Genomic DNA, 20,530 nt, shown 5'->3' with positions numbered 1-20,530 from the left:
TAACGCTTACAATTTGATTTGTAGGTGGTATCAATTTCAGACTTTCAAGTATGGTAGGAGAGAAGAAGCTACCTTTTATAAATTGCAATTTATGTAAACGCTTACTGATTTTAGATGACAGTTGAATAGTTTTAGGGGTTTTAAATTTTTTTAACAACAATGGTCAGACGTCATTCGTTATACGTTATACGACCAATAACTCGTGGGAGAAGTGGAGGATTCACATATGAAGTTCGTAATGTTTCTAGTCGGTTTACTTGTAGTGTTTGTACTAGGTTTCCTTATCAGTTCAGATCGTAAGAAAATTAAATATAAACCAATTGCACTTATGCTTGTCATTCAATTGGTACTTGCGTATTTCTTACTAAATACAAAGGTCGGATTCGTATTAGTAAAAGGGATCGCAGATGGATTTGGCGCTATTTTAAAATTTGCGGAAGCTGGGGTTAATTTCGTATTTGGTGGTCTAGCAAATGATGGACAAGCACCATTCTTCTTAACAGTATTATTACCGATTATTTTCTTAGCAGTATTAATCGGGATCCTGCAACATATTAAAGTTTTACCGATTATCATTCGTGCAGTCGGTTTCCTATTAAGTAAAGTTAACGGTTTAGGAAAACTAGAATCATATAATGCGGTAGCAGCTGCAATCGTTGGTCAAGGGGAAGTATTCATTACAGTAAAAGATCAACTAAGCAAATTACCGAAAAATCGTTTATACACACTTTGTGCATCTTCAATGTCTACAGTATCGATGTCAATCGTCGGTTCTTATATGAAAATGATTGATCCAAAATATGTAGTAACAGCACTTGTATTAAACTTATTCAGTGGATTCATTATCGTTCATATCATTAATCCATATGAAGTAAAAGAAGAAGACGATATTTTAGAATTACAAGAAGACAAGAAACAAACATTCTTTGAAATGTTAGGCGAATATATTATGCTTGGTTTTTCAATCGCTGTAACAGTAGCGGCGATGTTAATCGGTTTCGTAGCATTAATTACAGCAATTAACGGTGTATTTGATTCAATTTTCGGAATCACATTCCAAAGCATTTTAGGATACATCTTCTCACCATTAGCATTTGTAATGGGTATTCCAACATCAGAGATGCTACAAGCAGGACAAATTATGGCAACAAAATTAGTAACGAACGAATTCGTTGCAATGCTTGATCTTGGTAAAGTAGCTGGTGATTTATCAGCTCGTACAGTAGGTATTTTATCTATCTTCCTTGTATCATTTGCGAACTTCTCATCTATCGGAATTATCGCAGGTGCAACGAAGAGTATCGATGGCAAACAAGCAAACGTTGTATCATCATTCGGTTTAAAACTTGTATACGGTGCAACGTTAGTAAGTATATTATCAGCGATTATCGTTGGGGTTATGCTTTAATAAATAATAAAGAAGTCGTTTATCTCTCGCTTAGAGGGATGAACGACTTTTTTGTTTTTGTATGATAAATAATATAGAGAGGAGGAATTAGGTTGAAAGAACAGGGTATTTTAAAGGAACTTGATGAGGTTATAGATAACATTAATCATTTAACTGGAGAAGATGCTAGAGCATTTTTGAAATTTACACATGGGTACTTAAACATAGTAGAAGAGGGAGAGGGTACTTTTACTCATAGTGATTTTGTTGAAAAGGTTGCAGGGCTTTATAAGAAGGATATGGCTAAGGTTATTGAGCTTAGAAAAGAACAAATTAAAAAATCACCTTAATCCATTCATTAAGGTGATTAAAAGTATTATTCAGCTGGAGGCGTAAATGTACGTTTCTCTAATTCAGCATCTAGCATAAACAGTGCGTTTGAATCGCTTGTAATACGTTTTAATTTTTGAATGATGCTATCGAATGAAGCTTCTTCTTCAACTTGTTCGTCAACAAACCATTTTAAGAATGTAATTGTTGCATGTTCACGCTCGTCCCAAGCGATATCAGATAAGTTATAAATACGTTTCGTTACTTCACGCTCGTGCTCAAGTGCGACTTCAAAAGCGTTTAATACAGATTCGTATTCGTTATTCGGATTATCAAATCCAGTAATAATAGCGCGCTCTCCGCGGTCATTAATATAGTTGTAAAGCTTCATTGCGTGGAAACGTTCTTCTTCAGCTTGTACAAGGAAAAAGTTAGCGAATCCATCATAGCTCTCAGCTGTACAGTAAGCAGCCATTGCCATATAAGCATGGGCAGAATAAAATTCAAAGTTCATTTGTTCATTTAATGCGTCGTGCAATTTTTTTGATAACATAAAATCCCCCTTAGTATTGTGACAAGAATATTATACCATAATTGATAATATTCTCATTTAGATACTTCGAACCTTTTCGAAAGCTTTGTGACGTGTGCGTCCATAATGTCTTGTAAGTCTAAATCATATTTTTGCGAAAGAATAATAAGGTTAGATAGTACATCGCCAAGTTCTTCTTTTAGTTCTTGTTTTAGCTCTTCTTCTGTTTTCGCCTCTTCATCAGGGCGATCGCGGCCAATTTCAATAGCACGAACGACTCGTGAAACTTCCCCAACTTCCTCGGTTAAGAAATTTAAGCGAATAAAGGCATTATACTGTGACCAGCTTCGTTTTTCGTAAAATTCCTCAACCCATCTTTGAAATGCAACGATATCCATTTCTTCCTCATCTCCTCAATATGTTGTACAATGTTCATTGTATCATAACAATATATAGTTTCGGGGTGTAGGAATGAGAAAGATTTGTGTGTTTGCAGGTTCTAATTTAGGGGAGAGACCAGAATTCAAAGAGCAGGCAATTCAGTTAGGTAAAATGTTTGTTGAGAACGACTATGAGCTCGTATACGGTGGTTCATGTGTCGGATTAATGGGAGAAGTAGCAAACGAAGTTCTTCGTTTAGGTGGACGTGTAACAGGTGTTATGCCGCGCGGTCTATTTCGAGGAGAAATTGTACATACAGGATTAACAGAATTAATTGAAGTAGAAACAATGCACGAACGTAAAGCGAAAATGGCAGAGCTTGCGGATGCTTTTATCGCGCTTCCAGGCGGATACGGAACGTTTGAAGAACTATTTGAAGTTGTATGTTGGTCACAAATTGGTATACATAATAAGCCGGTTGGTTTATTAAACATAAAAGGTTTTTACGGACCAATTTTGCAAATGGTTGAACGTGCAGCGGAAGAAGGATTTATGAATCCATCGAATAAAGAATTGATCGTTTCAGCTGAGACAGCAGATAAACTAATTCATGCAATCCAAAATTATGAGCGTCCTGTTTTGGGAACGAAGTGGAAGCAACTATCATAGCAAATACGGAAACACATGTCGTTTTAATGTAAGACGGCATGTGTTTTTAATTTGGTTAAATATGTTAATATTTAGATGTAATGTTTTTGGGAAAGGAGAAATAGATGGAGGAATTCGTATATTTACGTCCGGTTTTTAAAAGTATTTTAGCAGCATCTATTCTTGTTATGCTAATTGTTTTGAGACAGAAGAAAGAGTTGATTAATGAATTTTCGCTTTGGTTTATCTCGGTATTGTGTATCGGTGTTTCCGCGATAACGTTGTTTATGTCCGGATTTATCGTTGATGATTATAATCTAGGTGGAGATCCACAATCGTTTTGTATGTTTATTGCGATTGGTTGTATTAGCGGTCTGAATTTCATTATTTATTACAGAAGGCAATAAAAGAGGCATTCCATATTACTTTGGAATGCCTTTATCATTTTGATTGCTTTGTTTTTTATACAGGTACCAGCCACCCCAGCCGCCACCAATTGCTACGACAACGAGGAAAGCATAGTCCTTAACCTCGACACGTATATTGAAAATATTAGCTATAAGTAAGAGAATCCCAACTGTTATTAACGCAAAAAATGCTCTAATTAAGTAGTCTTTCAACTGAACCACTCCCGTCATTTAAGTAGTAAATGATGAATTTGGAAAAGCTAAAGGGTGTTTCCTATATTTTAACATAGATGAGATTGTAATATATTGATAAAAGTAGGGGAGAGGGGCGCTGATATTGTCGTGATTTGTCGGCAAATCGATATCCTTTGTCAAATCGTTGATATATTGCGGGTAATGATCGATATAATGAAAAAATCGTTGATATATTGCGAGTTATGATCGATATATTTGAAAAATCGTTGATATAATTTCGTGTACCGTTAAGTGCGACCATTACATAAAAAAGCGACTCTAAACGAGCCGCTTCTGCTTTTAATTATTATTGATTCAAGAACGCACGTAGCATCCAAGCGTGTTTTTCTAGTTCTGTGTAGATGCCTAGTAGTAGGTCAGATGTCATTTCATCGTCAGAGTCTTGAGCGATTTCCATGCCTTTTTTCAGTTCGACTAGCATCATTTCGTAGTCTTTCATGATTGCTTCGACCATCCCTTCTGCAGTTTCTCCGTATGCTGCTTCTTGAATAGAAGATAGTTCTAAGTATTCTTTCATTGTTGCTACTGGTTCGCCGCCAATTGCTAAAATACGTTCTGCAATTTCATCGATGTGAGTAGCTGATTCTGTGTAAAGTTCTTCGAATTTCTCGTGTAATGTGAAGAATTGAGGTCCTTTTACGTACCAATGGAAGTTGTGAAGTTTTGTGAATAAAACGCTCCAGTCTGCTACTTGTTTGTTTAATACTTCGATTACTTGTTTGTTCATTATGATCAATCTCCTTTTGAGTTGTTATGTGATATCAATTACTAATTTATAATCATTATAATCTAGTAATCTCTATAAATCAACCCTTTTGCTGGAATTAATTTGAACAAATTATGAACTGTTGTAAATAAAAGGCCCTATTACGGTGAAGTAATAGGGCCTTTGTTTGAGATATGGCTCTTGTTCTAAACGAGCCGCTTGTGCTTTTAGTGATATCCAGCTCCGGTGACTAGATCAGTCGGTCATTTAGCGCCTTCCTGTGAGGCAAAGAACGCCTCTTCGTCAGGAGCTCCAATGCCCTCCTGTTCTGAGCAAGTCACCTCCGCTTTTAATTAATATCCAGCTCCGGTGACTAGACCAGTCGGTCATTTCGCGCCTTCCTGTGAGGCAAAGAACGCCTCTTCGTCAGGAGCTCCAATGCCCTCCTGTTCTGAGCAAGTCACCTCCACTTTTAATTAATATCCAGCTCCGGTGACTAGACCAGTCGGTTGTTTCACTCCTTCATTTGAGGCAAAAAGCGCCTCAAATGAAGGAGTTCCAACACCCTCCTGTTCTGAACGAGCCACTTCCGCTTTTATTTGTTAAACGGCTTTTTGTTTTTCTTCTACATCCTGCCCATCCCAGCACTCTGTATTCTTTAAGCCGGGGATAGAGTTTGCAACGAAGACAGGATCTTTTCCTTGTTTCTTTTGCTTCAAATAGTCTACTAATGCAGCGTAAGCAAATTTGCTAAGGAATGAGATGGCAATTAAGTTTGTGAATACCATTAGTCCCATGAATAAATCAGCTAAACTCCAAACTGTTTTAAGAGCAGCGATTGATCCGAAGAATACCATTCCGACAACTGCAACACGATAAATCATTAACCATGTTTTACTTTCTTTAATGAATGCGATATTTGTTTCACCATAATAGTAGTTTCCTAGAAGTGAACTGAAAGCGAATAGGAAAATAATAATGGCTAAGAAAGTGCTTGCCCACGGTCCAATTTGTGAACTTAATGCGTTTTGTGTTAATTCGATACCTTCTAAATTTGATCCTTTGTAAAGTCCAGAACATAATACGATAAATGCTGTTGATGTACATACTAAGAATGTATCTACGAAAACGCCTAACGCTTGAACAAGCCCTTGTTTTACAGGGTGAGATACATCAGATGTTGCGGCTGCATTAGGAGAACTACCCATTCCCGCTTCTGTAGCGAATAAACCGCGCTGAATTCCGAACTTGATTGCTGCTCCAATACCACCAGCGATAGCTTGGTCTAAACCGAATGCACCGTTAAAGATTTCCATGAAAATGCTTGGTAACATACTGAAGTTGTTAATAACGACAAAAATAGCCACGCCGATATAAACGATTGCCATTGGCGGAACAATCATTTCTGTAATACGTGAAATGCTCTTAATGCCACCAAAAATAATAACTGCAACTAATAAGGCTAATAGAGCTCCTACGATTGTTCGCTCTAGTCCAAAAGCATTTTCAAACGCTATTGTTACTGTATTTGCTTGTACTGAATTGAAAATTAATCCGTACGCAACTGTAATAAGAAGTGAAAACCAGACGCCCATCCAGCGTTTGTTTAACCCTTTTTCCATGTAATATGCTGGTCCACCACGGAACCTACTTCCATCTTTTACTTTATAAATTTGCGCAAGTGTACATTCTACAAAACTAGTAGCTGCTCCGATAATTGCGATAAACCACATCCAAAATATTGCGCCAGGTCCACCCATTGAAATTGCTAATGCTACACCAGCTAAGTTTCCGATACCGATACGTGCTGCTGCACTTAAGCAAAATGCTTGGAATGGTGAGATGCTATCTTTCTTTTTTTCTTTTCGATTAAACCCTTTACTAATTAAGCTGACCATCTCACTGAAATGAGTAATTTGGACAAATTTTAATTTAAAAGAGAAGTAAAGACCGAAGCCGATTAGCATTGCAATAAGAATATATGACCATAAAATATTATTCGTTACCTCAAGGAATCTGCTAAAGATATCAACCATATAATACACTTCCTTTTTTTCGTAATAAGAAAATTATATGCAAAAAATATACGAGAATCAATTTTTCTAAAAAATTATGTTACTTAAATCATTTTTGTGTTATGATTATGTTACATCGTAATATTTTTAGAATTATTTACATTTTAAAAAACTAAATTTAAAGCGAGAAGGTGGGGATAATTTGAAAGAAAATTCTTTATGGAAAGTAAGCCTTGAGAGTTTGAAAATGAGAAGTAATATATTTTTTATCATTACATCTTTAAGTATCTTTTTAGGGTTCACTTATTATTACAATAAAAGATTTCCAAATCACAAATATCCTGAGTGGTTAGAATTTCTAAAGTTGATTGGATGAATAAAAGACAGAAAAACAGAAAATTAAAATAAACAAGTTATGGAGGAGCTAAAAATGAATATTAGAGAAAGTGAACTTCCAGGTATTGGTTATAAGTTTCAAATCGTTACGAAAGGTAACGAAAAGATGGTAATTGTCATTCATGATGATGGTCGTAGAGAAATGTATCATTTTGATTCAGATCATGAAGAAAGCATCTCAAGTATTTCACTACGTGACTCAGAGGCGAGACAAATCGCTGCAATATTAGGTGGAATGGTATATAAGCCTAGGGCGTTAGAAAATGTTGAGATGGTTTTTGAAGGTTTAGCGATTGAGTGGTTCAAAGTGGAGAATACAGCTCCAGCAATCGGAAAAACAATTGGCGATCTTGAAATAAGAAAAACATATAGCGTAACCATAATCGCAGTTATGAAGAAGAACATGAAGAAGCTATTTAATCCAGGACCAGAAACAGTAATTGAAGAAGGAGATATGCTTGTAGTTTCAGGTGAGAGAGAAGAAATAAAAAAAATCATTAATGAATTACTTTCAAATAGGGGGGACTGATTAGATGGATACGTTAATTTTTGAAGTTGGTACAGCTTTAGTTTTAGTGGCAATTGCAGCAGTAATTGCTGGAAAATTTAAATTCTCAGTAATTCCTTTTCTAATCGTTCTTGGAATGTTAGTAGGACCGCATGCACCGACAATAGGTGTTATCGATCTCAAATTTATTGAAAGTGCAAGTGTAATTTCCTTCCTTGGACGGATTGGGGTTCTATTCCTTCTATTCTATCTAGGATTAGAATTTTCAATGAAAAAACTAATTAAATCTGGACGCTCTATTGCGATTGGCGGAACGATTTATATTTTAATTAACTTTTCACTTGGTTTGTTATACGGATTTATAATGGGATTCCCATTACTAGAAATCTTAATTATTGCGGGTATTATTACGATTTCTTCTAGCGCTATCGTTGCTAAAGTGTTAGTGGACTTAAGAAGAACTGGTAATAATGAAACCGAATTAATTTTAGGAATTATTATGTTTGAAGATATATTCCTTGCTGTATATTTATCAGTTGTTTCTGGTTTAGTACTTGGAGATCACGCTTCCTTCTTAGGTGCCCTTACTTCAATTGGAATTGCTTTAGGATATATGCTTCTATTCTTTATAGTAGCTAGAAAGGCTACGCCTTTATTAAATAAATTGCTCAATATTAGCTCAGATGAAATCTTTATTATTGTAGTATTTGCTTCTTTATTCTTCATTGCTGGTTTTTCAGAAACAATTCACGTTGCAGAAGCAATTGGAGCACTTCTTCTAGGATTAGTTTTCTCTGAGACAGAGCATAGTGACCGAATTGAACATCTTGTTGTTCCATTTAGAGACTTTTTCGGAGCTATTTTCTTCTTCAGCTTCGGGTTAAGTATTGATCCGTTCTCATTAGGCGGAGCGATATGGTTAACGTTAGGTGCTGTCCTTCTTACGATAATCGGTAACTTTGTAGCAGGAATGATCGCAGGAAGACAAGCTGGATTATCTCATAAAGCATCAACAAATATCGGATTAACAATCGTTTCAAGAGGAGAGTTCTCCATCATTATGGCTAATATCGGTATCGCCGGTGGCTTAATGTCAGTACTGAAACCATTCTCAGCACTATACGTGCTTATACTATCCATTTTAGGCCCACTTCTGACAAAAGAGTCGAAGAATGTATATAAATTCTTAAATAAAATCTTTAAGTGGGATACGAAGACTAACTAAATTGAAAAAAATAAAAGTACAAGATATTTCCTGCTTGTACTTTTATTTTTGTAATGAAAACAGTAAAGAGAGGTAAATGATGTTAGGAGAGTTGATTCATTCGGTTTTAGTTTTTTTAGAAGGACTTGGTTATTGGGGAATTATGCTTGGATTAATGCTAGAGGTTATTCCAAGTGAAATCGTATTGTCTTATGCAGGTTATTTAGTATCAACAGGAAGCATTACATTTTGGGGCGCTGTCGCGTTCGGTACAATTGGTGGTGTAATTGCACAACTATTCATTTATTGGATTGGTCGATATGGAGGAAGACCTGTTCTTGAGCGATATGGAAAATATATTTTAATTCAGAAGAAACATATTGATTATGCTGAAGATTGGTTTAATCGTTATGGAACTGGCGTTATCTTTACCGCACGTTTTATTCCGGTTGTGCGTCATGCTATTTCGATACCAGCGGGTATTGCGAAAATGTCACATGCTAAGTTTATTACGCTAACTACATTAGCTGTTATTCCGTGGTCAATTGTGTTTGTATATTTAGGTTTTAAATTAGGAACAGAGTGGGAAAGTATTAATAAAGTTGCGGGGCCATATGTGAAATACTTTGCACTTACTGCTATTGTTTGTGCAATTGGTTATTTTGTATTAAAAAAAATGATGAAAAAAAAGTGATTACAGAAAAGGAATCTATGTCGACGTAGATTCCTTTTTTATTGGTATTTTTTCAAGGATGAAAGAATACGTTTAATATTTACCATATTGTGGCATACATATAGAAAAAGGGTGCTTGGAAAGGGGAATAAAGAGAAATGGAACTCCAGTTTCAAAATGTATATCAACAGGTAGAGAATTGGTATGTGTTGGATTCGGAGCTTCCTTGGGATGTCAAAAAGCTGAGAGAGGATTTGTTTTCTCTTATTGAATTATGTAAAACGCCCGTTATTTTTTGTGATACGTGTGATGCAAACGATGTGCTTCTATCATTAGGTGAGGAGGAAGAAGAGTTCTTATTCCCGGTAGGTGGTTTTTATCATAGAGAAAAACAATTAATTTTCGTTTGTATGTGGGAAGAGTATGAGCAAGTTCTCAAAACGCTACTGCATGAATTTCGCCATGCGATGCAGCATAAGAGAGATATATTGTATGTGGGAAGTGAACGGTACGAAGAGCGGTGGATTGAAAAAGATGCGAGGAAGTTCGCGGAGAGGAAATTGGATGAATATAAGAATAGAAAGTTAATGTAAAGCATAGTGGAGAAATAGCGCTGTGCTTTTTATGCTTATTAAAAATAAGTATTTGACTTTTATTAAGTTTAGTTCTAAACTAATGATATGAAACGAGCGAGGTGATGAAATGAAAACAGAAGATAGACTAGGGCTACTATTATGGTTTCGTTTGTCACGCTTTTATAATAAGAGTATTCGTGAGACGAATCAGCATTTGAAAAAATGGAATATATCTGCCGCCCAGTTTGATGTGCTAGCTCAAGTTGGAGGACATAATCGTTTAACGCAGCAAGAACTTGGGAATAAGCTATTTGTTACGAAAGGAAATGTGACGCAGCTTTTAAATAAAATGGAGCAGCTTGAGTGGATTCATCGTGAGCAAGAGGGTACTACGAAATATATTTCATTAACAGAAAAGGGCAGAGCTTTATATGAGGAAATTGTTCCACCTCAAGAAACGTTCCAAGCAGAGAAGTTTCATAATTTAAATATAGAAGAACAAAATCAATTATTAACACTACTAAAAAAGTTACAGTAAGAAAAAAATTTTAAAATAAATCTCGAATTCGAGATAGTATGAGGTGAAGGATATGTTTAGAAAAGTTGATCATAAAAATATGGGCAGAGCAAATCATGGTTGGTTAAATACACATTTTCATTTTTCTTTTGCCAATTACTACAATCCAAATAACATGAACTTCGGAGCGTTACGTGTTATTAATGATGATCTAGTAGCGGCGCAAACTGGTTTTGATATGCATCCGCACCGTGATATGGAGATTATTTCTTACGTTGTAGATGGTGCTTTAACACATGAAGACAGCATGGGAAATCGCGGAACGATTGAGCGTGGACATGTTCAATATATGAGTGCTGGCACGGGTGTATTTCATAGCGAGCATAATTTAGGCGATGAAACGCTGCGTTTATTACAAATTTGGATTTTACCAGACCGCGCAGATCATAAACCAAACTATGGTGAGTTTAAATTTGATTGGAGCAAGCGTAAAAATGAATGGTTCCATATGGTATCTTCAGTAGAAGGAAATGCACCAATTCAAATTCACCAAGATGCGAATTTATATTCTTTATCATTAGAGGCTGGAAAAGAAATTCATTTTCCAGTGAAAGAAGGCCGTCAATTGTACCTTGTACAAATTGAAGGAAGCAGTGTAATAAATGGTGAAACGTTTGTTATGCGGGATGCAGCAGAAGCGGTAGAAGAAGATATTCACATTCAAGCGAAAGAGCAATCACACTATTTAGCAATTGAATTGAAAAAACAATAAAATGCGTAAAAAAAAGAGGACATCCGATAGGATGTCCTCTTTTTTTGATTGGAATTGTCTGAAAAATGTTTCTCAAATTTTGGGTAGAGGTATCAGCTGTAAAAATCAGAATTGTATAAAAGTGTCAAAAATCTTTATGGGAATGGGGAATGTTATAGTGAAAAAGCAAGTCATTTCATCAGCATTAGCGTTAACTGTTATCGCCGGGGGATTTGGAGCGTTTGGGGCAACGACAACGAAAGCGGAAGAACAAAAAATTCAATATCATCAAGAATTTAAAACACCTGCATACATAGGTGAAGAATGGAAAGCACCGGAAGGGCTAGATAAAAAAGAGACGGTCTTTCAATACTTAGAGAGTAAGAAAGATATGTTTAAATTAGCAGGAAATATTGAAAAGCATTTTAATATCGTTGGGGAAGAAAAAGACGCTGAATCTGATACGACACATGTGAAGCTAGTTGAGAAACATAATAACATTCCTGTGTACGGTTCTGATCAAACTGTTACACTTGATAAAGAGAATAATGTAAAAGCATTCTTCGGACAAGTTATTCCGAATTTAGATGATAAAAATATTCCTGCAGCTGCAAGCATTACTGCGGAACAAGCAGAAACGATTGCAAAGGCAGATATTGAGAAAGAAATTGGTAAAGTAAAGAGTTATGACGGTGTGAAAAAAGATTTATTTGTATATGAAAAGGACGGTAATTACTACCTTGCATACTTAGTTAAGGCATCGATTTCAAAACCAGCTCCAGGATATTGGCATTATTTTGTTGATGCAACGAATGGAAATGTTATTGAGAAATATAACGCTGTAGATAACATTACTGGATTTGGTTACGGAGTATTAGGTGCTAGACAATCATTTGAAATTGCTCAAGATACGAAAACAGGACAATTCAACTTGTTTGATGGTAAACGAGGACAAGGTGTTCATACATTTGATGCAGAAAATATGGACGAGAACTGGTTTAATTTATTCTCACAAATTCTTGGATATACAGGAGAAGAAGTTGAAAGTAAATCTAAGTTCTTCGAAGATAAAGCTGCAGTTGATGCGCATGTAAATGCAGGAAAAGTATATGATTACTACAAAAAGACATTTAATCGTAACTCTTTCGATGATAAAGGTGCGAAGCTTATTTCAACTGTTCACGTAGGTACAGCTTGGAATAACGCAGCTTGGAATGGTGTGCAAATGATGTACGGTGATGGCGATGGAAAAACATTCATTCCATTATCTGCTGGACTTGATGTTATCGGTCACGAATTAACGCATGCTGTAACTGAACATACAGCAAACCTTGTTTACAAAAATGAGTCAGGGGCGTTAAATGAATCGTTATCTGACATTATGGGTGTTATGGTTGAGAAGAAGAGCTGGGATTTAGGTGCTGATATTTATACACCTGATAAACCTGGTGATGCGCTTCGTTCACTAAAAGATCCAGCATCTATTCCAAACCCATTAAAACCAAGTGAAGGTTACCCAGATCACTATAGTAAACGTTATACTGGAACAGCTGATAATGGCGGCGTTCATATTAACAGTAGTATTAATAATAAAGCTGCTTATTTAGTTTCTGAAGGCGGAGATCATTACGGCGTGAAAGTAACTGGAGTGGGCCGTGAAGCGACAGAAAAAATTTACTACCGTGCGCTTACGAAATATTTAACTGCAAACTCTGACTTCAAAATGATGCGTCAAGCGGCACTTCAGTCAGCTGAAGATTTATACGGTAAAAACTCTAAAGCTGTACAAGCTGTAACGAAAGCTTATGATGCAGTAGGTGTAAAATAATAAGAGAAAAGACCTGACATCCTAGTCAGGTCTTTTCTTTATCCCGCTATCCGCAAATGATGAAATTTCCACTTTATTTAGTCGCGAATACCTAATGCGATTTTCGCCATACGTGACATACGTTCTTTCGACCACGGTGGATTCCAAACGACATTTACTTCTATTTCATTAACTTCAGGTACGTTTGTTGATAATACTTTTTTAACGTCTGATACGATTTGCCCAGCCATTGGACAACCGATAGAAGTCATAGTCATCGTAATGACAGCATTATTATTTTCATCTGCTGTAACATCATAAACTAATCCAAGATTAACGATATCAACACCTAGTTCAGGGTCAATAACAGCTTCTAAATTGGCAAGTAATTTATTTTCAAATGCTTCTTGTGACATAAGCAGCCCCTCCTACACTTTAATGATATCGATTCTCATTATAACGGAAATGAGCATAATGTGCAGGAAATGAGCTCAAAAAAATATCCCTCTTTCAAAGAAGGGATATTTTTGAACATCTATTCTGTTTTAAAATGAGATACGAGTTGATCTAACTCTTCAACTGTTTGTTTCATTTTTCTAGCAGTTACTGTCATTTCATTCATAACAATAACTTTCTGTTCAGCAGATTGTGCCGTTGCGGCAGTTTCGCTCGATACTTCAGTAGAGATAGAAGCGATGTTATTAAGTGAAGCGTTCATTTCTTCAGCACTTGCAGCCATTTCTTCAGCAGTTGCTGATATGTCTTGCATTTGAGTAGAAGCTTGATTTACTTGCTCCAAGATTGTTGTGAAAGAAGAACCTGCTTCACGAATAACGTTAATACCTTCTGATGCTTCAGATCGCCCTTGAGACATCATAGAATTGGCAATTTCTGTATCGTTTTGAATTTGATGAAGTAATTGATTAATGTCTGTTGCAGCTGTTTTAGATTGTTCAGCAAGCTTTCGAACTTCGTCAGCTACGACAGCAAATCCTTTTCCTTGTTCACCAGCACGAGCTGCCTCAATAGAAGCATTTAAAGCAAGTAAGTTTGTTTGCTCAGCAATATTAGATATAGATTGTAAAGCTGTATCAATATATTTCGTATGAGTGATTAGACGTTCGACTACTTCTGACGTAGCATTTACAGCTTCGTGAATCGTTGTCATTTGTGTAATAGATTTTTGGATAACGTTATTTCCATCATTCGCATGTTCATAAGTGGCTACAGCCAATTCTGCTACAGAGGACGCAGAATTAGCAATACGTTGAACACTTACTGCCATATCGTCCATTGCAGTTGAACTTTCTTCCATACTAGCAGTTTGAGATTGAATACTTTCATTTAAATTAGACATCGATCGTTGAACTTTTATTGTTGCCTCGCGTGATGTAGTTGTTTTTTCTAGCATATTTTCAGAAGCGGTTTGTACTTCCACTGATGTTTTTTGAACACGATTAATGATATGTTGTAGGTTTTCTAACATTTTATTAAATGATGTTGCGATAGCACCTATTTCATCGTTGCTATTTACTTGTAGACGTGCCGTTAAGTCACCTTCTTGAGAGGCCAATTCTTTTAGTTTCGTGTCAATTTGTTGAATTGGTTTCACCAGTTTACCAGAGAACCACCATGCAAGAATAATTGCAACGATAATACATACAACAAGTGATAAGAAAATAACATATTCGATTAAGAGTGCAGATTGATCAATTTTTTCAATAGATTGTTCACGTAATTTAGCTTGTTCATTACTGTAATTTGTGAAGTCACCAATTACTTTATAGACCGTTCCGTTTTCTGAAGAAGCTACTTGTAAAGCTTCTTCCCATTTTTGTTCTTTTGCAAGAGTGAATACTTTTTCTTCAATGAACTTTCTCCAAGTAGACCCTAATTCCATTGTGCTTTTTACGGACGAAGAAAGATTTGGATTAGAAAGAAGTTTATCTTTTGAATCCTCAAGACGTTTACTCATCTCATTAAACTTGTCTAATTCGACTTGATCATGTTGTAGTAAATAACCTCTTAAAGCAGAGAGCTGTACTTGATAAGCGTCCCCACGTTCTTTCAATTCTGTTGCCAGTGGAGAAATTTCTTTTTGTAATGTTTCAGCTTTACGAGATTGATCGATAGCAAAAAATAAAATAAATGCTAAGGCGATACCAAATAAAGCGCAAATCGTTCCCATCATGAACATAAGTTTTTTTCTGATACTTACAAAATTCATATGATTAAAAGCCTCCTTTGTGAAATCTTAGTATTAGAATTAATAAATGTAAAAAATTGAAAGAAAGCTTTACTCCAGTTGGAATAAAGCTTTCTTATTTCCTTTAGGAATTATAGCAGACGGAATGAGAGATAGAAAGAGATATTTTAAAGTGAAAAAAGAGAGCCTGTAAAACTTTCATTCCTATACCTTTGAGCTCGTGTCATTTTCACTTTAAGCGTTTGTTTTGAAATGAGAGACGAGAACTTCAAGTTCTTGTACGATTGTTTTCATTTCAGATGATTTTTTAGCCACGATACTCATTTTGTTTACTTGATCACCAGCCGAATGCGCTGTTTGTGATGTTTCTGCAGCAACTTCGTTTGAAATAGAAGCGATATTATTTAAAGCTGCGTTCATTTCTTCAGAGCTTGCAGCCATCTCTTCAGCAGTTGCAGACATTTCTTGCATTTGTGTAGAGACTTTGTTAATGTGGTTAACAATTTCTGAGAATGAAGATCCGGCGGTACGAATAACCGTAATTCCTTCAGAAGCTTCTGTTTGACCTTGTGTCATCATGTCATTTGCTATTTTTGTATCAGCTTGAATTTGATGAAGTAAATGGTTAATGTCAGTTGCGGCTAGTTGAGATTGTTCAGCAAGTTTTCGAACTTCATCGGCAACAACAGCGAATCCCTTTCCATGTTCACCAGCACGAGCTGCTTCAATAGAAGCATTTAAAGCGAGTAAATTTGTTTGGTCGGCGATATTCGAAATAGATTGAAGTGCAGTATCTATATGATTTGTATGTGTAATGAGTCGCTCAACTACTTGTGATGTAGCGTTAACAGCTTCGTTAATTGTATGCATTTGTGTAATAGATTTCTCAATGACTTTATTCCCATCATCTGCTTTTTCTGAAGTTGTGACAGCTAAACTAGTAACAGAAGAGGCGGACTCAGCGATACGCTGAACACTCGTTGCCATGTCATCCATTGCGGTTGAACTTTCTTCAATGCTAGAAACTTGTGAACGAATATTGTGTTCAAGAGCATTCATAGTTTCTTGGGTTCTTGCGGTATTTTCCATAGAAGCGGTTGTTTCGATAAATACATTTTCGGAAGCTTCTTTTACACTTGTTGATGTTTGTTGAACTTGTTTTATTATATGCTGTAAGTTAGTGAGCATTTGATTAAAGGAATTTGCAATGTCACCAATTTCATCTTTACTTGTTACGTGTAATCTAGCCGTTAAATCTCCATCTTGAGAAGCTAATTCTTTTAACTTCTCATCAATTTGTCGAATTGGTTTAACGAGTTTACCAGAGAACCACCATGCTAATAAGATAGACGTTAATGTACATGTAATGAGTGAGAAGAAAATAATATATTGAATAAGTGATGAAGAAGACTCGACATCAGCAATTAATGCGTCACGTTTCTCATTCTCTTCATTTGTATATTTATTAAAACGACCTAAAAGATCATTTACATAATCTGTTTGTGCTAAAGCAATTTTGGATGCTTCGTCCCATTTTCCTTCACGCGCAAGAGGTAGTACCTCATTATCTATGACGCTACGCCATTTTCCCCCCATTAAAATAGCTTCTTTCATTCCTTCTGGGAGCTTCTTGTCACTTGTTACTTTCTCTCTAGTATCAGCTAATTTTTTCCCTTCTCGATTGAACTTATCTAATCCTTTTTGATCATGTGATAGCAAATATTCTTGTAAACCAGCAACTTGTGCTTGGAACCAATCGCCACGTTCTTTTAAAATCGTCGCTCTTTTTGATACATCATTTTTTAACGTTTTGATTTCACTTGCTTGATTCATGGCGAATGAAAGAATAACAATAAGAGCAATGCTAAATAAAGAAGAAATGCTTAAGAGTGTGAACAGTAGTTTTTTTCGAATACTAACATATTTCATCGTTACCCCTACCCTCATTTAAACTATTTATTATGATTTATAGATATTTAAAACAAAATTAATAAAAACATTATTATGAAGTTATTAATCTGTTCAATGAAAATTATAGCAGATAATGGAAGGAGTCAGATTGATATTAGAAAAAGTTCTTAAAATGTATACATTTGCATATCATAAAATTCATAAATAAATATTAGAAATGCTATTGAAATTTGAAATGACATCATGTATACTTCTAATTAGTTGATAACGATTATCAGTATCAACTGAAAACATTACTCTTCGTTATGTTGGTCATACCCCTTTTTGACGACGTAAGTCAGAGACGAAGTGTTGAAATATCTTGTGTCCTATTCTACAGAATTATGGTAATCTCCAACCTCAACTTATATGCGTGAGCATGCAAAAAGGATCCTATCCGTGAAGGGATCCTTTTTTGCATGCTGTCGCAATTATTGTATATAGACCAGGGATACGTTCTTCGATTCCTTCTGGTGCAGTAGAAGGAAAGACCCATCTTTGATGAGATCCATGTTCTTCAACTAGTTTTTCGATTTTAAAATGTTCTTCCGCAAGTGTTGTAATAATTTCTCCTAGCGTCCAGCGACGGATGGTTGTTTTAGGTAGCGATTCTTTCTGTGCTTCTGTAAGAAGGATGCTATAAGCAACATCATCTTCAATCAATTCTTCATCAAAATAATTTCCATTGGCCTGAAATGATGGGTGGTCGACTCCTAATAATTTCGTGTAAACAGGATGATAGTCACGAAGGATAAGCATTCCATCTCGCTTAAGTAAAGGAGCAATTTTTTGAAAGAGTGGTTTTAAATCTAGAAAGTAATGGAGTACACCAAGTTCCAGCAATACGATATCAAATGATTCGGAGAGCTGCACATTTAATACATCAGAAACGACATACTGGATAGAGACACCTGCTGCGTCCGCAAGTTCATTTGCATATTTTGCATTACTTGCTGAAATATCAACAACTGTTACGTCAGAGCCTAAAAGGGCAAGTGCGACAGCTTTATTTCCTTTTGAGCCGAGTAAGTTAATAATACGTTTTCCTTTTGGAGATTGTATGTAAGGTAAATAATGTGCTACTTCGCGTGTGGGATCTTCCATAATTTTTTTTGCATAATCCTCCGGTGCCCCATGGCGATTCGTCCAAGCTTCATAAGCAGCTGCATTCCAGCTTTTTTCATTTATAGTGCTTAGTTGTTTTTGGTTCAATGTTATCACTCCTTTTGTGAACGTATAGGTATTCGGCAGGGGGATGGAATTTCCTTTTCTTTCCGGATAAAAGTTTGATTTTTCTGTGATTAAGTCGTACAATACTTGTTATACGTAAAAGCGTTGAAAAGGAAAAGTAGGATGAACACATTCTTTCCAGAGAGCTTCGGTAGCTGAGAAGAAGCAAGAATATTCATTTGAACAATGGCCTTTGAGCTTCGTCCTGAACTTATCAAATGATAATAGTAGGCGGCGACGAGAGTTGGTACTCGTTATCAAAACCACAGTATAAGAGCACATAGCTCCGTACTTGTTAAGGCTAATTATGTGAGTAATTGGCGAAATAAGGTGGTACCGCGACTGTTTATACAGCCCCGCCCTTATCTTTTTTAAGATAAGGGCGGGGCTTTTTATATTTAAAAGGAGGAATGTAAGATGAGTATTTTTATTGGAGGCGCTTGGCCGTATGCAAATGGTTCGTTACACCTTGGCCATATTGCGAGTTTGTTACCTGGAGATATTTTAGCGCGTTATTACAGGGCAAAAGGTGAGAATGTGCTGTATGTTTCAGGGAGTGATTGTAATGGAACACCGATTGCAATTAGAGCAAAACAAGAAGGTGTGACAGCGAAAGAAATTGCTGATAAGTATCATGAAGAGTTCCAGCGATGTTTTCGTAGCCTTGGTTTTACTTATGATTGCTATACACGTACAGATAGTGAGCACCATCATGAAACAGTTCAAAATGTTTTTTTACGTTTATTAGGAGAAGGACATATTTATAAAAAAACAGTGGAACAAGCGTATTGTGAAACGTGTACGCAGTTTTTACCGGATCGTTATGTAGAAGGAATATGTCCACATTGCCATGAAGCAGCAAGAGGAGATCAATGCGATGCTTGTTCTGCTATTTTAGATCCTCTCGATTTGTTAGAAAAGAAATGTAAGTTATGTGGTAGTACGCCATCTGTAGAGGAAACAGAGCATTTCTATTTTGCATTGCATACATTTCAGCAGCAAATTAAAAGGGCTGTAGAAATTGCCAAACAAACAGGGACATGGCGCGACAATGCGATTCAACTAACAGAGAGATATGTAAAGGAAGGATTACTAGATAGGGCCGTATCACGTGATTTACCAATTGGAGTACCAATTCCAGTAGAAGGGTATGAAGATAAGAAAATTTACGTATGGATTGAAGCAGTGACAGGCTATTATTCAGCGAGTAAACATTGGGCTGAAGAAACAGGGAAAGATGATCAAGAGTTTTGGGATAGAGAAGCGAAAACATATTATGTGCACGGAAAGGATAATATTCCGTTTCATTCCGTCATTTGGCCAGCGGTATTACTTGGAATAGGGGAGGAAGCAATCCCGCGTCATATCGTTTCGAATGAATATTTAACAGTTGAAAAAAGAAAATTATCTACAAGTAAAAATTGGGCAGTATGGGTGCCTGACATATTAGAACGCTATGATCCAGATTCTATTCGTTACTTTTTAACCGTCAACGCACCAGAAAATCGCGATACTGATTTTTCATGGCGGGAATTTATTTACAGTCATAATAGTGAATTGTTAGGTGCATACGGGAACTTTGTGAACCGGACATTAAAGTTTATTGAAAAATATTATGGTGGTATCGTGCCGAAGGGAAGTATTGAGGTAGAGCTGAAAGATAAAGTAGAAGGATTATATAAACATGTAGGAGAGGCGATTGAGCAAACTAAATTTAAGGTGGCGTTAGAAACAATATTTGATGCAGTACGTTTTGCAAATAAATATTTTGATGAAAAGCAGCCTTGGAAACAAAGAGAAGATGATCCAGTTTCATGTGAAGAAACGATTTATAACTGTGTGTATCTTATCGCTAATTTTGCCCATCTCCTTGAACCATTTTTACCATTTTCAAGTGAAAGAGTTCGAAACACATTGTCGATTGTGGAACGAAATTGGGCACCTCAAAATACGTTGCCAAGTAGAATTGATGGTGTGCAGCCACTATTTGAGCGAATCGATGTAAAACAAATTGAGCATGAGATAGAGAAGCTGTATGGAGCGATAAAATGA

21 protein-coding genes and 1 other annotated feature are annotated in these 20,530 nt (G+C 36.1%); of the genes, 12 read left to right on the top strand and 9 right to left on the bottom strand.

Annotated elements, in window-relative coordinates:
* Window positions 1-226: 226 nt before the first annotated feature.
* On the top strand, window positions 227-1,408 hold the full coding sequence (locus DN404_RS16525) for a NupC/NupG family nucleoside CNT transporter (protein WP_000673874.1): 1,182 nt from the start codon (window positions 227-229) through the stop codon (window positions 1,406-1,408).
* 92 nt (window positions 1,409-1,500) lie between these two features.
* Window positions 1,501-1,737: a hypothetical protein gene (locus tag DN404_RS16520; protein ID WP_000662911.1), complete on the top strand. Its 237-nt coding sequence runs from the start codon at window positions 1,501-1,503 to the stop codon at window positions 1,735-1,737.
* Window positions 1,738-1,763: 26 nt separating this feature from the next.
* Here DN404_RS16520 and DN404_RS16515 read toward each other — a convergent pair whose 3' ends face one another.
* Together DN404_RS16515 and DN404_RS16510 are read right to left on the bottom strand one after the other, a co-directional pair.
* Complete coding sequence (locus DN404_RS16515; protein ID WP_000949403.1) at window positions 1,764-2,270, bottom strand: ferritin; 507 nt, start codon at window positions 2,268-2,270, stop codon at window positions 1,764-1,766.
* Between the two features lie 53 nt (window positions 2,271-2,323).
* Window positions 2,324-2,647 carry a MazG nucleotide pyrophosphohydrolase domain-containing protein gene (locus tag DN404_RS16510; RefSeq protein ID WP_000355758.1) on the bottom strand — a complete coding sequence of 108 codons (324 nt, stop codon included), beginning with the start codon at window positions 2,645-2,647 and terminating at the stop codon, window positions 2,324-2,326.
* Between the two features lie 73 nt (window positions 2,648-2,720).
* Between DN404_RS16510 and DN404_RS16505 the strand changes: the two genes are divergently transcribed.
* Complete coding sequence (locus DN404_RS16505) at window positions 2,721-3,299, top strand: LOG family protein (RefSeq protein WP_001225751.1); 579 nt, start codon at window positions 2,721-2,723, stop codon at window positions 3,297-3,299.
* A 104-nt stretch (window positions 3,300-3,403) separates the two neighbouring features.
* Entirely contained in the window at window positions 3,404-3,685 is a 282-nt protein-coding gene (locus tag DN404_RS16495; protein ID WP_000390909.1) for a hypothetical protein, read from the top strand.
* A gap of 15 nt (window positions 3,686-3,700) precedes the next feature.
* Here the strand turns inward: DN404_RS16495 and DN404_RS16490 are convergent, their stop codons facing one another.
* The 3 genes from DN404_RS16490 to DN404_RS16480 all read right to left on the bottom strand — a co-directional run bounded on the left by DN404_RS16490 (window position 3,701) and on the right by DN404_RS16480 (window position 6,682).
* The gene (locus DN404_RS16490) at window positions 3,701-3,898 is read right to left on the bottom strand and encodes a hypothetical protein (protein WP_000656312.1); all 198 of its coding nucleotides are present in this window, start codon (window positions 3,896-3,898) and stop codon (window positions 3,701-3,703) included.
* A 328-nt stretch (window positions 3,899-4,226) separates the two neighbouring features.
* A complete protein-coding gene (locus tag DN404_RS16485) occupies window positions 4,227-4,667 on the bottom strand; it encodes a Dps family protein (protein WP_088361706.1) in 441 nt (146 codons plus the stop codon).
* A gap of 581 nt (window positions 4,668-5,248) precedes the next feature.
* Entirely contained in the window at window positions 5,249-6,682 is a 1,434-nt protein-coding gene (locus DN404_RS16480; RefSeq protein ID WP_000227591.1) for an alanine/glycine:cation symporter family protein, read from the bottom strand.
* 409 nt (window positions 6,683-7,091) lie between these two features.
* On the opposite strand from DN404_RS16480, the gene DN404_RS16475 reads away from it, so the two are divergent.
* The 7 genes from DN404_RS16475 (at window position 7,092) to DN404_RS16445 (ending at window position 13,113) form a co-directional block, all read left to right on the top strand.
* On the top strand, window positions 7,092-7,586 hold the full coding sequence (locus tag DN404_RS16475; protein WP_001026075.1) for a cation:proton antiporter regulatory subunit: 495 nt from the start codon (window positions 7,092-7,094) through the stop codon (window positions 7,584-7,586).
* Between the two features lie 4 nt (window positions 7,587-7,590).
* Complete coding sequence (locus DN404_RS16470) at window positions 7,591-8,790, top strand: cation:proton antiporter (protein ID WP_000380223.1); 1,200 nt, start codon at window positions 7,591-7,593, stop codon at window positions 8,788-8,790.
* A 79-nt stretch (window positions 8,791-8,869) separates the two neighbouring features.
* The gene (uptA, locus tag DN404_RS16465) at window positions 8,870-9,463 is read left to right on the top strand and encodes an undecaprenyl phosphate transporter UptA (protein WP_149215237.1); all 594 of its coding nucleotides are present in this window, start codon (window positions 8,870-8,872) and stop codon (window positions 9,461-9,463) included.
* Between the two features lie 137 nt (window positions 9,464-9,600).
* Window positions 9,601-10,035: a DUF3920 family protein gene (locus DN404_RS16460; RefSeq protein WP_149215236.1), complete on the top strand. Its 435-nt coding sequence runs from the start codon at window positions 9,601-9,603 to the stop codon at window positions 10,033-10,035.
* A 109-nt stretch (window positions 10,036-10,144) separates the two neighbouring features.
* Window positions 10,145-10,555: a MarR family winged helix-turn-helix transcriptional regulator gene (locus DN404_RS16455; RefSeq protein WP_000845466.1), complete on the top strand. Its 411-nt coding sequence runs from the start codon at window positions 10,145-10,147 to the stop codon at window positions 10,553-10,555.
* Window positions 10,556-10,607: 52 nt separating this feature from the next.
* Entirely contained in the window at window positions 10,608-11,306 is a 699-nt protein-coding gene (locus tag DN404_RS16450) for a pirin family protein (protein WP_006918782.1), read from the top strand.
* A gap of 157 nt (window positions 11,307-11,463) precedes the next feature.
* Window positions 11,464-13,113: a M4 family metallopeptidase gene (locus DN404_RS16445; protein ID WP_149215235.1), complete on the top strand. Its 1,650-nt coding sequence runs from the start codon at window positions 11,464-11,466 to the stop codon at window positions 13,111-13,113.
* A 77-nt stretch (window positions 13,114-13,190) separates the two neighbouring features.
* On the opposite strand, the gene DN404_RS16440 is transcribed toward DN404_RS16445, so the two are convergent.
* The 4 genes from DN404_RS16440 to DN404_RS16425 all read right to left on the bottom strand — a co-directional run bounded on the left by DN404_RS16440 (window position 13,191) and on the right by DN404_RS16425 (window position 18,460).
* Window positions 13,191-13,508, bottom strand: coding sequence for a metal-sulfur cluster assembly factor (locus tag DN404_RS16440; RefSeq protein ID WP_000076422.1), 318 nt, complete (start codon window positions 13,506-13,508; stop codon window positions 13,191-13,193).
* 119 nt (window positions 13,509-13,627) lie between these two features.
* Window positions 13,628-15,319, bottom strand: a complete 1,692-nt coding sequence (locus DN404_RS16435; protein WP_149215234.1) for a methyl-accepting chemotaxis protein — start codon at window positions 15,317-15,319, stop codon at window positions 13,628-13,630.
* A 213-nt stretch (window positions 15,320-15,532) separates the two neighbouring features.
* On the bottom strand, window positions 15,533-17,227 hold the full coding sequence (locus DN404_RS16430; RefSeq protein WP_149150021.1) for a methyl-accepting chemotaxis protein: 1,695 nt from the start codon (window positions 17,225-17,227) through the stop codon (window positions 15,533-15,535).
* Between the two features lie 414 nt (window positions 17,228-17,641).
* Window positions 17,642-18,460 (bottom strand): class I SAM-dependent methyltransferase, encoded by an 819-nt coding sequence (locus DN404_RS16425; protein WP_139848888.1) that lies wholly within the window; start codon window positions 18,458-18,460, stop codon window positions 17,642-17,644.
* A gap of 114 nt (window positions 18,461-18,574) precedes the next feature.
* Window positions 18,575-18,845 (top strand) — a binding site (T-box leader).
* A 50-nt stretch (window positions 18,846-18,895) separates the two neighbouring features.
* Here DN404_RS16425 and metG point away from each other — a divergent pair.
* Window positions 18,896-20,530, top strand: a complete 1,635-nt coding sequence (gene metG / locus DN404_RS16420) for a methionine--tRNA ligase (protein WP_149215233.1) — start codon at window positions 18,896-18,898, stop codon at window positions 20,528-20,530.

The organism is Bacillus sp. TE8-1, assembly GCF_008368855.1.
In the GTDB taxonomy this organism is placed as follows: Bacteria; Bacillota; Bacilli; order Bacillales; family Bacillaceae_G; genus Bacillus_A; species Bacillus_A cereus.
Note: the sequence above shows the minus strand (reverse complement) of the source record. Positions and strands in the feature narration are given on the sequence as shown.